We start from the raw sequence: 12035 nt of genomic DNA, 5'->3' as shown, positions 1-12035 counted from the left end.
GAATATTATAACTTATTTCATATTTATGATATTAAAGAGGGTTATATGCATACTTAGTTTAAGATTATATCTATTTAATTTTTTTACTGATTACCATTTACCACAATCTAATTACCACAATCTAACTTCTCATTCAATTTAATATAACCTATGTGCTTATTGCACATAGGTTATATTAATTAATCAAGTTTAATTAAGAAACTCCTCGATTTTGTAGTCTTAGTTTATCAGCTACCATAGCTATAAACTCGCTATTTGTTGGTTTTCCTTTAGCATTGTGTATGGTATAACCGAATATCTTATTTATAGTTTCAACCTGACCACGACCCCATGCTACTTCTATAGCATGTCTTATTGCTCTTTCCACTCTACTAGCAGTTGTATTGAATTTTTTGGCAATTGATGGATATAGTTCTTTTGTTACTGCAGATAAAAGTTCAATATCATTTACTACCATAGTAATTGCTTCTCTTAAATACATATATCCTTTAATGTGGGCTGGAACACCAATTTCATGAATTATATTTGTAATTTCAGCTTCTAAATCCATTGGTTCATTACGACTAGTTTTTCTAGGTTCGCTTGTATCCACAAATGACATTGATTTTTTACTGTTATCACTGGAAATTGTATTATTAAACATTTGTCTTATTCTTTTTGTAAAAACATCCATGTCGAAAGGTTTTACTACATAATAATCTGCTCCCAAAGTAATTGCTCTTTGTGTAATTTTATCCTGTCCTACTGCAGATAATACTATTATTTTAGGTATTGGATCAAGATCCATACCACCTAATCTTTCTAGCACACCAAGCCCATCTAAATGGGGCATTATTATATCTAATACAACCAAATCAGGCTTTCTCTCTTTTATCAATTTAAGAGCCTCTATTCCATCTTTTGCAATGCCCGTAACTACAATATCCCTTTGACTTAGTAAATAATCGTTTAAAATATTACAGAATTCTTTATTATCGTCTGCAATAAGTACACTAATTCTAGATTCTTCCATATTATATCTCCCCCTTACAAATAATTCCCATATCTTAACAAATATTAATTCGACAAAAGAAATTTAATTCCTTCTTATATAAAATAAAAATACAAATAAATATTTTTTTATTATAATTTATAAAATAAAGGATAGCATTTGCTATCCTTTACGTGCTAATTTCTATTTTACCTCTTTTTTTTCAATAATGCTAGTTATTTTGATAAAATGCCTGCATCTTTAAGCATCCATTCTATATATATCCCGTATCCTACATCAGGCTTATTTATTAATACATGAGTAACTGCTCCCACAATTTTACTATTTTGAATTATTGGGCTACCACTCATGCCTTGAACTATACCTCCAGTTTTTTCTAAAAGTCTAGAATCTGTAATTTTAATTATCATACTTTTAGATCCTGATGTACTTTGAGGTAATAGCTTCTGAATTTCTATTTCAAACAACTCTGGTTCACTACCGTTAATAGTGGTTAGAATTTTTGCTTTTCCTTCTTTAATTTCATTTCTTAACCCTACTTTCATTGGTTTATTAAATTTTTTATTAATAAGACTTTTTGTTCCATCTCCAAATATGCCACATTCCGTATTTTTTATTATTTGTCCTTTGATTATATTTTCATCTATAAAAAGGCCTCGTAATTCCCCTGGACTTCCTCTGCTACCTTTTTTTATAGATACAATATTAGATGATACAATTACTCCGTCACTAACACTTAATACCGTTCCAGTATCAGCATCTGTAATAGGATGTCCTAACGCAGCAAATTTATTAGTTTTCTCATCATATAAAGTTAATGTTCCTACACCTGCAGTTGAATCTCTTACCCATAATCCTATTTTTTGTTTTCCATCTTTATCAATGGCGGGTTTAACTTTTACATCGAAACAATCCAAATTATTTTTTCGTTGTAGTGTAAGAGTAATTTCTGAATTTTTTTCTGTATTTACAAATCTTGATATATCTTCAGCATGATGTATTTCAACATTGTTTATTTTAGTTATACTATCTCCTATTTGTACACCGGCATTTGCAGCAGGGCTTGATATTTTACCATTACTACTGTCTATATCAGATAAAGCTACTACTAAAACACCTTTGGTATTCAATTTAACCCCTATTGGCTGTCCTCCAGGGTAAACCATAATTTCTGAATTATCTCTTGCGAAAGTAGGTTGTACTTTTAAAGAATCTATTGATCTTATATTTATATCTGTGTCTCTTTTAATTTTATAAAAACTGGTGAGAATTTTATCGGTACCTGGTTTTACTTTTATGACTTTTATAGAATAAAAATTTTCCATTGGTGAATTAAATGTTGTGACAGCTTTATTCTGAGTTATAAGGTATATACTTAAAGCCAAAATCACTAGAGGTGTCATTATAAAGCATATTATATTTAATCTCTTCTTCATGAGCTTTACCTCCTTTCCGCTTATAATTAATTATAACTCTAAGTTACCCTTGAGCTCTACATATTATCCTATAACATTAATTCAATAATAGTCAAAGACATAGATTGAAAACTAATTTATGATTAATTTTAAAAATTCTTCTCTATTTCTATTTTTTCACATTTTTAATAAGTTGTGCAAGATTGTTCATTTAGAATATTGTTTTACATATAAATTTAATTTTCAAAAAAAAAATAAAGCCATTATTAATAACTCTATTTTTACCTATAAAACATATTTTTATTACTATATAACTATAAAAATAAAATTTATTTTTTCTTTTGCTTATTAGCCATATTAATCATTTCTTTAGAATTTTCCAAAGTTAATTTAGTAACCTCTGTACCACCTATCATTCTAGCTATTTCCTGTTGTTTTTCTACTGTATTCATTTTTGTGATGTTAGTATAGGTTTTTTCACTTATGACATTTTTAGATATTAAATAATTCGTATCCGCCATACTAGCTATTTGCGGCAAATGAGTTACGCAAAAAATTTGATGGTTTTTAGATATTAAATACATTTTTTCTGCCACACATTGTGCAATTCTGCCACTAATACCAGTATCTATTTCATCAAATATAACAGTAGGTATTTCATCTTTATCAACAAATACAGTTTTAAGAGCAAGCATTATTCTAGATAACTCTCCGCCAGACACAATATCTTCTAGTGGACTTAATGGTTCACCTGGATTAGTAGATATACAAAATTGAACCTTGTCGCAACCATTTTCATAAAACTGCTCTTCTTGTTTTACTTCAATATAAAATTTACTTTTTTCAAGTCCAATGTAATTCAATTCATCTTTTATTTTATCTTGGAGTTCACTAGCTATACTACATCGAATTTCATGAATTTCATGACCTAAAACTTTCATTTCACCCTCAATAGATACTTTTTCTTTTTTAAGAAGGGAAATTATTTCACTACTATTAATTAATTCTTCATTTTCGATTTGAATTTTTTCACTATATTCATGAATTTCTTTAATAGTTGGTCCATATTTTTTCTTGCAACTATTAATTTGACTTATTCTGCTATTAACATATTCCAATTCTTTTTCGTCATAGTAAATAGTATCTTTTAAATTTCGTATGTCAGCAATATTTTCCTCTATGTTGTAATAACTTTCTTCCATTGAATCTGCAATTGTTTTTATTTTTTCCATATGCTTCTCAATAGTTCTTAGTTCCTTAATAGCTATAGCTAAATTATAAAAAACTGTTGTATTTTCTTCGTCGTTTGTATATAAAAGCTCATAACTTTTTGATAAATGTTGCTCTAATTTCTCAGAATTACTAATTATTGCACACTTTTCTAAAAGTTCATCGTCTTCACCAATTTTAATATTTGCATTTTTAATTTCTTCTAACTGGTAATTTAAAAAATCAATTCGTTTTTCTCTTTGCCCCTCATTGCCTTCAAGTTTTTGAATTTTATTTCTTATAATAGTCATTCTTGCATATTTTTCAGCATAACTAACAAGAACCTTATTAATTCTATAAGCCCCAAATGAGTCTAGATAAAATATATGATTACCTTTATCCAATAAATTATGATTATCATGTTGTCCATGAATATCTAGTAAGGTCTTACTAATAAATTTAACCTTTGAAAGTAACAGTGATTTACCATTAACCTTAGCAACACTTTTTCCTGATTGGAAAGTTTCCCTGCTTACAAATACCATATCCTCATATTCGATATCCATATCATCTAAAGCATCCTTGTTATTTTTATTATCTATTGTAAATACAGCCTCAACATAAGTTTTGTCTTCCCCTGTCCTAATTAAGTTTTTATTGAATTTTCCACCTAAAACAAAGTTTATAGCATCAATTAAAATTGATTTTCCTGCTCCTGTTTCACCAGAAAGCACGTTAAATCCTCCTTCAAAATTAATACTCAGCTTTTCAATTAGGGCAAAATTCATAATATTTAATTGTAGGAGCATACTAACTCCTCCTATTCACTAATCATTTTTTTTATTTTTTGTACTATTTCTTTCATATCTTCTTCTCTTCTAGCTAAAATAAAAACAGTATTATCCCCAGCTATAGTTCCTACAATACCAGTAAATTTTAGCGAATCTAGTGCTTCAGCAGCAGCAGGTGCAGATCCTGATATTGTTTTAAGTACTATAAAATTATCCACATGATCAACATAAAGCACAGTTTGGCAAAAGATGTTAACCAATTTATTTGATAAAAAACTATCTTCTGGTGAAATAGTAGCATACTTGTGAGTTCCATGTGCATTCATAACTTTAATTAATTTTAATTCTTTTATGTCTCTAGATACGGTTGCTTGAGTAATATCAAAACCCTTACTTTTTAGTTCTTCTGCTAGTTGTTCTTGAGTTTCAACCTCTTTAGCCTGAATGATCTCAATTATTTTCGCATGACGTGCAATCTTCATTTTTTTCTCCCTCACAATCAATTGTTCTAGAAATTATTTTTTTTCTCAAAACTTCAAAATAGTTGTAATCATTAAATTTTACCAATCTACATTTCTTATTTGAAACATTCACCAGTATTTTTTCATAGTTATTTAGCTCTATTGCGCGTTGTCCATCAAGTGTCAAAAATATACTTTCGTGTTCACTTTTTATATTTATAGATATCTCACTTTTAGAATCTAGAACTATAGTTCTCATAGATAGTGATAATGAACAAATAGGAGTTATAGCTATAACATCTAGGTTAGGATAAATTATAGGTCCACCTGCAGATAGCGAATATGCGGTTGAACCTGTTGGTGTAGATATTATAAGCCCATCCCCTGTAAAATCAATATAAAACTTATTGTCTATGTAAAGTTCATATTTAACAACTCTAGCTAGTGTGCCCTTTGATACAATAATATCATTTAACGCAATATATTTTTCAGATTCTCCTCGAAGTGGCAAAGTGCAATTAAGCATCATCCTGTCTTCTACATAATACTCATCTTTAAAAATTTTTCTCATAGCATTTTCAAACTCTAAAAGCTCCACACTGGTAAGAAAGCCTAAATTTCCTATATTCACTCCAAGTATTGGAATATTAGAGTTATATAGATTTCGCGATGTTCGAAGTATTGTCCCATCTCCGCCTAATGATACAATAATATCTAAATCATTATATTTTATATTTTCAAGGCCTTTGGAATCTTTAAATATAAATATATTGGTTTCATCAATATATTTACTGATAATATCTTTTACATATTTCATTATCTTGCCATCTCTATCTTTTGTGGTATTTATGTTAATGCCAATGTTTTTCATAATTCCTCCTTGCCCTTCTCTATATCAACTGTCTTCTATTAATTGTTATTCCTATTACCCTTAGTTTAAACTTTTATGGGCTTCACTAACTAATAGTTCTATACTTCCTCCAATGAAATTTTCATAATACTCTTTAACCTTTTTAAAATAAATTAAATATTCAATATTACCGTTAGGTCCTTTTATAGAAGAATAATTAACATTAATAACCTTTACATTAAGCTCTTCCAAAAACTTTAAAACTCTAACTATTACAGCTACATGTTGACTTTGTTTTTTAACCACACCTTTTTTGTTTACTATGCCTATACCAACTTCGAATTGTGGCTTTATTAAAGCTACAACACTAGCATCACTTTTTAATAGACTCAATATACTGGGAATGACTTTCTCCAGTGAAATAAATGACACATCTATACTAGCGAAATCTCCAGGTTCCCCTATCTTATCTCCATTTAAATATCTTATATTTGTATGCTCTAATGATATTACTCGCCCATCAGCTCTCAGCTTATTATCTAACTGATTTATTCCAACATCTATAGAGTATACTTTGCATGCTCCATGTTGGAGCATGCAATCTGTAAAACCTCCTGTGGAGGCGCCTATATCTAAACAGACTTTCCCTAAAAGATCAATATCAAAAGAATTTATAGCCTTTTGAAGCTTTAATCCGCCCCTACTTACATAGGGATTATCTTCTCCAATAAATTCAATATTAGATGACAAGTCTACTTTCTTTCCGCATTTTGTAGTTTTAATTCCATCCACAAATATATTTCCAGCAATAATATTTTCTTTGGCTCTTTCTCTAGAAAATAAAATTTCCTTTTGAACTACAAGAACATCCAATCTCTCTTTATTGTCTACCATGAAAAACTCCTTAAAGACCAACTAAAGTGGCTTATTTAGACTAACTTTAAAACACTTTCGAAAATCCCATCCGCATCTAATTTATACAATTTATATAATATATCAACTGTTCCATGAGGAACAAATTCATCTTTAAATCCCAAAGTAATAACTTTTGTATTTCCATTCAATGAATTTACATATTCAAGAACCATAGAACCCAAGCCTCCATGTATAACGTTGTCCTCTATAGTCACTATGGAATAGTTTTTATCTACTAGCTCTTTTATTAACACTTCATCAATTGGCTTAATAAAACAGGCATTAATCACAGTAGATTCTATTCCAATATTGTTTAATTTCTCTCTAACTAAAACAGCATTTTGAACCATTTTGCCTGTAGCTATAAAAGCTATTTTACCCCCATGAAAAACTATTTCCCATTTTCCTCTTATAAAATTTTTAATAGAGGACATCTTTATATTTGGATTATCTCCGCCCCTAGGGTATCTTATAGCAATTGGATAATCTTGTTTAACTGCAAAAGCGAGCATTGACTTAAGTTCACTTATACACTTAGGGGCCATAATTGTCATATTAGGAATATGAGACAAATATGATAAATCAAATATGCCTTGGTGAGTCTCTCCATCTTGACCAACAACCCCAGCTCTATCTATAGCAAAAATAACCGGTAGCTTTTGAATGCATACATCATGCAAAATTTGATCATAAGCCCTTTGAAGAAAAGTAGAGTAAACCGCAAAAATAGGTCTTAACCCTTGCGATGCCATTCCCGCCGCCATAGTAACTGCGTGTTGTTCTGCTATTCCCACATCAAAAAATCTATTAGGAAACTCTTTCGAAAACATTTCAAGCCCTGTGCCCTCAGGCATGGCTGCTGTTATTGCAACAATATTTTTGTTTCCCTTTGCAAGGTCAACAATCTTCTCTCCAAATGCATCAGAGTAACTTTCTTTAGAACTACCACATAGTTCTCCAGTTAGTGGATCAAATGGTCCCACTCCGTGAAATTTACGTGGCTGTTTTTCAGCAAATTCATAACCCTTGCCCTTTTTAGTTATGACATGAATAATTACTGGTCCGTCTATATTTTTAGCTAGCTTTAAAACCCTACTTACAGCTTTAATATCATGTCCATCTATAGGCCCTAAATATTTTAAACCCATATGCTCAAATAACATTCCCGGCACTACAACCTGTTTAATTCCATCCTTAATTTTATGGATAGAATTAACCATACCGTTACCTACACTTGGAATCTTTCTAAGTGTAGAATTTATTTCTTTTTTTATTCTGTTATACGTTGGATCAATTCTAAATTCGTTTAAATATTTAGACATACCACCAACATTTTTGGATATAGACATTTGATTATCATTGAGCACAATAATCATCCTAGTTTTCCTAAATCCTATATCATTTAAAGCCTCAAAAGACATGCCTCCAGTAAGCGCACCATCACCTATTACTGAAATAACATCATAATCCTTTTGTTGCAAATCTCTAGCTCTTGCCATACCAATTCCTGCAGAAATAGAAGTACTACTGTGGCCTGCTTCAAAGCTGTCATATTTACTTTCTTCTCTTTTAGGAAAACCGCTAAGTCCTCCAAAATTTCTAAGTGTTTCAAATTTATCTTTTCTTCCTGTAAGAATTTTATGCACATAGGCTTGGTGACCTACGTCCCATACCACTTTATCTTTATCAAAATCAAAAACATTATATAGACTTAGAGTTAATTCTACTATACCTAAATTAGAAGCTAAATGGCCTCCTGTTTTAGACACTTTTTCCAGTAGAAAATCTCTAATTTCTTTTGCAAAAGAATTTAATTCTTCTATAGACATTTTTTTCACTGAATTTATATCATTAAAATCATCTAAAATTTTACCCATATATTTCTAACCTCTTTTATTAATTATAATATTTTAGAAACAAGGAAAATTGCTCCAAATTATTGGTTATATTTTTATTTATGTATCTAAATTCCCTAATATTTCTTTAAATTTTACCACCATTTATGGAGACATTATATCATATAATAATAATTAATATTCTCTTTTCAATAAAAATTCCGTGATTTCTTCTAAATATACTGTATTTTCTTGTAACTTTTTTAATATCCCAAAACATTCCTGGGTTAAATCCTTACACATTTCCTTGCATTTTTCTAATCCATACATAGTTATAAAAGTTGTCTTATTATTACACTGATCATGTTTTACATTTTTACCCAAAACACTAACATCACCAATTATATCTAATATATCATCTTTTATTTGAAAAGCCAGCCCTAATTTCTCACCATATTCACTTAAAATGCACACATCTTCTTTACTGGCATTACCAAGTATTGCACCACTTACTATAGCCACTTTAATTAATTGACCGGTTTTATTTCTATGCATATAAAGGAGTTCTTCCTCCGATATTGAGATGCCCTCACTTAAAATGTCACAAATTTGTCCAGCTATCATTCCCTGAGCTCCAGAGGCTTTTGCTATAATAGAACTTGCCTTAATCTTATTTAAATTTCCACCTAAACATTGATCTAGCATTATTATCATTGCTTCATTTAATAATCCATCTCCTGCAAGGGTAGCTATTGCTTCCCCATAAATTTTGTGATTTGTAGGCTTTCCCCTGCGCAAATCATCATTATCCATACTGGGAAGATCATCATGAATAAGTGAATAAGTATGAATCATTTCAAGTGCAGCTGCAAAAGGTAAAATATCTCTATAGTCTTTCTTGTACATAGCATATGTTTGAAGCATTAAAATTGGTCTTACTCTTTTTCCTCCAACTTTTAGACTATAAATCATTGCTTCGAAGTTTCTATTATCTATCTCTGGCTTTTCGTCAAAATAATCACTTATCCACAGTTCTAATGTGCTTTTCATGGATTCTATATTCATTTTATCCCTTCTTTTCTTTATATGTTTTAAAAACACAATGTACCTTAACTTTTAATAACTTCAGGTAGTGGCATAAAGTCTTTTTCGCCTTGTGCTGTTAATATCTTAATTTTACCTTCTGTATCATTTAAAATCTTATATAAACTGTTGCAAATTTTTATACCTTCTTCATAAATAATCATAGTTTGTTCTAATGTAATTTCATTTCCGTCCATTAGGCCTACAATCTCTTCAAGTCTTATCATCATGTTTTCATAAGATTCTTTTTTCTTAGCCATTAAAATTCCTCCAAATTGCTTATTTTAAATTTAGCACTGCCATCTTTCAAAGTAATTTTCACTTGTTTTGTATTTTTCAAATTTTTAATCTCATTAATAACTCCATCATCATTATTTTGTAATAATGCATATCCCTTATTTAAAACATTCAAAGGGTTATGTGCCTGGAGCAGAGCATTATATTTGGAAAGTTTCTGCTTTTCTAATGAAACCACAGCATTAAATTTATAATTTAAGTTTTCTTTCAAATTATCTATATGAATATATTGATTAACTATATAATTTAAAGGGTTATTTATTTTTAATGTTTTATTTAGCAAATTAACTTTATTGTATTCTTTAGTCACCACAAATTCCACAGATTTTAATAGAAGTTCTCTATATGCACTAATTTCATTATTTAATTCTTTTAAATTCTTTACGGCAATTTCTGCCGCGGAGGATGGAGTTGGTGCTCTATAGTCAGATGCAAAATCTGCTATAGTAAAATCAGTTTCATGACCAATTCCAGTAATTATAGGTATTTTAGAATTATAGATTTCCAGAGCTAAATTTTCTTCATTAAATGCCCATAATTCTTCTATGGAGCCTCCCCCTCTCGCTATAATTATACAATCAACATTTTTTGTGGTGTTAAAATATTTTATTCCATTTACAATATCTTCACTAGCATTTACACCTTGAACCAGTGCTGGATATATAAGGATATTAACCAGTTCATTGCGCCTTGTGGCAACGTTTATAATATCTTTAATTGCAGCTCCTGTTGGCGAAGTAATTATCCCTATGCGCTTAGGAAAAGAGGGTACATTTTTTTTGTGCGAGCTATCAAATAATCCCTGCTTTTCTAATTTTTCTTTTAAATTTTGAAAAGCTAAATATAGCTGTCCTTCTCCGTCCACCTCTATGGAGTCACAATAAAGCTGATATGCTCCATCCCTTTCATAAACAGAAACCCTGCCTTTGGCAATAACATTCATTCCCTCTCTAGGTGTAAATTTAAGTTTATGCGTTTGTGATTTAAACATTACACAATTTATCTTTCCAAATGCATCTTTTAGTGAAAAGTATATATGTCCACTAGAATGCAATTTTACATTAGATAGCTCTCCTTTAACATTGGCATTGTTTAATATAAAATCACTATCTATTACTTTTTTAATATACCCATTAAGGGCAGTTACTGTAATTACTTTAATAAACATTATCCCTCCATGCTACGCAAGCATTTTTTATAAGCATTGTGGTAGTCATCAGTCCCGTTCCACCTGGTACAGGAGTTACATAGCCTGCAATGTCAATAACCTGGTCAAAGCATACATCTCCAGTAATTTTACCATTTACCATTGTAGTACCAACATCTATAACAACTGCTCCTTGTTTAATAAAATCACCTGTAACAAAACCTGGTCTACCTATTGCTGCAACTAGTATATCTGCCGTTTTGCAAATATCCTTCAAATTAATGGTTTTAGAATGACATATAGTTACTGTTGCATCTTCATTAAGTAATAATTGTGCTGCTGGTCTACCCACAATATTACTTCTACCTATAACTACAGCATGTTTGCCTTTAATAACACAGCCAGTATTTTTGATCATTTCAATGGCGCCTAGCGCTGTACAGGGAATAAAACACTTATCTCCCTTATAAAATCTACCCATATTCTTGTCAGTTAATCCATCAATATCCTTTTTATATGAAATTTTAGAAATAATTTCACTTTCATTAAACTTTTTGGGTAAAGGTAATTGAAGAATTATGCCATCCACACTATTATCATCATTGAATTTTTCTATAAGATCCATAATATCTTTCTCGTCAATGTCAATGCTTAAGTGAATACAACTATAAGAAACCCCTAATTTATCACAAAGGTTATTTTGACTTTTAACATAAGACAATGAGCCCCCATCTTCCCCCACTAAAATGGTCACAATAGATGGTACTCGGAGTCCAATTTGAGCCCCCTCACTTATAATAGACTTTATTTCATTTCTATAGCTTTCAACTATTTCTTTGCCATTAACTTTAATTCCCATATTATCCTCTCCTTTTATACATTTTAACAACATTTTGGAAGCTTCAAGTCTGTCATCTTCTTTAAGTTGCAGTTGTCTAGCCTAAAAAGATTGCTTTAGTGGCAATCTAAATCTGCTTCCAAAGTTGTTAATATTGCAGCATCGCAGATGATGATTTAATAGATTAATAAGTATAAGAGACT

General features: G+C 30.2%; 11 protein-coding genes. All 11 read right to left on the bottom strand.

Annotated features, from left to right (window positions below; all coding sequences use genetic code 11):
• Nucleotides 1-193: 193 nt before the first annotated feature.
• Entirely contained in the window at nt 194-1012 is an 819-nt protein-coding gene (gene spo0A, locus ACREVU_RS04965) for a sporulation transcription factor Spo0A (protein ID WP_431550515.1), read from the bottom strand.
• Between the two features lie 194 nt (nt 1013-1206).
• Complete coding sequence (spoIVB, locus tag ACREVU_RS04960; protein ID WP_431550514.1) at nt 1207-2427, bottom strand: SpoIVB peptidase; 1221 nt, start codon at nt 2425-2427, stop codon at nt 1207-1209.
• Between the two features lie 308 nt (nt 2428-2735).
• Nucleotides 2736-4424, bottom strand: a complete 1689-nt coding sequence (gene recN, locus ACREVU_RS04955; RefSeq protein ID WP_431550513.1) for a DNA repair protein RecN — start codon at nt 4422-4424, stop codon at nt 2736-2738.
• Between the two features lie 11 nt (nt 4425-4435).
• Entirely contained in the window at nt 4436-4888 is a 453-nt protein-coding gene (locus tag ACREVU_RS04950; protein WP_431550512.1) for an arginine repressor, read from the bottom strand.
• A complete protein-coding gene (locus tag ACREVU_RS04945; protein WP_431550511.1) occupies nt 4857-5738 on the bottom strand; it encodes an NAD(+)/NADH kinase in 882 nt (293 codons plus the stop codon). The genes ACREVU_RS04950 and ACREVU_RS04945 overlap by 32 nt, the downstream gene beginning before the upstream one ends.
• Before the next feature lie 60 nt (nt 5739-5798).
• On the bottom strand, nt 5799-6611 hold the full coding sequence (locus tag ACREVU_RS04940; protein ID WP_431550510.1) for a TlyA family RNA methyltransferase: 813 nt from the start codon (nt 6609-6611) through the stop codon (nt 5799-5801).
• A 35-nt stretch (nt 6612-6646) separates the two neighbouring features.
• Nucleotides 6647-8509 (bottom strand): 1-deoxy-D-xylulose-5-phosphate synthase, encoded by a 1863-nt coding sequence (gene dxs / locus ACREVU_RS04935; protein ID WP_431550509.1) that lies wholly within the window; start codon nt 8507-8509, stop codon nt 6647-6649.
• Between the two features lie 153 nt (nt 8510-8662).
• Nucleotides 8663-9532: a polyprenyl synthetase family protein gene (locus tag ACREVU_RS04930; protein WP_431550508.1), complete on the bottom strand. Its 870-nt coding sequence runs from the start codon at nt 9530-9532 to the stop codon at nt 8663-8665.
• 44 nt (nt 9533-9576) lie between these two features.
• On the bottom strand, nt 9577-9810 hold the full coding sequence (locus ACREVU_RS04925; RefSeq protein ID WP_431550507.1) for an exodeoxyribonuclease VII small subunit: 234 nt from the start codon (nt 9808-9810) through the stop codon (nt 9577-9579).
• Nucleotides 9810-11015 (bottom strand): exodeoxyribonuclease VII large subunit, encoded by a 1206-nt coding sequence (gene xseA / locus ACREVU_RS04920; protein ID WP_431550506.1) that lies wholly within the window; start codon nt 11013-11015, stop codon nt 9810-9812. The genes ACREVU_RS04925 and xseA overlap by 1 nt, the downstream gene beginning before the upstream one ends.
• Nucleotides 11005-11853: a bifunctional 5,10-methylenetetrahydrofolate dehydrogenase/5,10-methenyltetrahydrofolate cyclohydrolase gene (locus tag ACREVU_RS04915; protein ID WP_431550505.1), complete on the bottom strand. Its 849-nt coding sequence runs from the start codon at nt 11851-11853 to the stop codon at nt 11005-11007. The genes xseA and ACREVU_RS04915 overlap by 11 nt, the downstream gene beginning before the upstream one ends.
• Nucleotides 11854-12035: the final 182 nt, after the last annotated feature.

Origin of the sequence: Clostridium sp. (genome assembly GCF_050717535.1) — a bacterium.
In the GTDB taxonomy this organism is placed as follows: Bacteria; Bacillota; Clostridia; order Clostridiales; family Clostridiaceae; genus Clostridium_AD.
Note: the sequence above shows the minus strand (reverse complement) of the source record. Positions and strands in the feature narration are given on the sequence as shown.

Excerpts from the sequence above, each read along its gene's own strand:
- recN (WP_431550513.1), bottom strand. The coding sequence starts at position 4,424 with ATGCTCCTACAATTAAATATTATGAATTTTGCCCTAATTGAAAAGCTG.
- ACREVU_RS04915 (WP_431550505.1), bottom strand. The coding sequence starts at position 11,853 with ATGGGAATTAAAGTTAATGGCAAAGAAATAGTTGAAAGCTATAGAAAT.
- ACREVU_RS04940 (WP_431550510.1), bottom strand. The coding sequence starts at position 6,611 with ATGGTAGACAATAAAGAGAGATTGGATGTTCTTGTAGTTCAAAAGGAA.
- dxs (WP_431550509.1), bottom strand. The coding sequence starts at position 8,509 with ATGGGTAAAATTTTAGATGATTTTAATGATATAAATTCAGTGAAAAAA.
- ACREVU_RS04930 (WP_431550508.1), bottom strand. The coding sequence starts at position 9,532 with ATGAATATAGAATCCATGAAAAGCACATTAGAACTGTGGATAAGTGAT.
- xseA (WP_431550506.1), bottom strand. The coding sequence starts at position 11,015 with ATGTTTATTAAAGTAATTACAGTAACTGCCCTTAATGGGTATATTAAA.
- ACREVU_RS04945 (WP_431550511.1), bottom strand. The coding sequence starts at position 5,738 with ATGAAAAACATTGGCATTAACATAAATACCACAAAAGATAGAGATGGC.
- spo0A (WP_431550515.1), bottom strand. The coding sequence starts at position 1,012 with ATGGAAGAATCTAGAATTAGTGTACTTATTGCAGACGATAATAAAGAA.
- spoIVB (WP_431550514.1), bottom strand. The coding sequence starts at position 2,427 with ATGAAGAAGAGATTAAATATAATATGCTTTATAATGACACCTCTAGTG.
- ACREVU_RS04925 (WP_431550507.1), bottom strand. The coding sequence starts at position 9,810 with ATGGCTAAGAAAAAAGAATCTTATGAAAACATGATGATAAGACTTGAA.
- ACREVU_RS04950 (WP_431550512.1), bottom strand. The coding sequence starts at position 4,888 with ATGAAGATTGCACGTCATGCGAAAATAATTGAGATCATTCAGGCTAAA.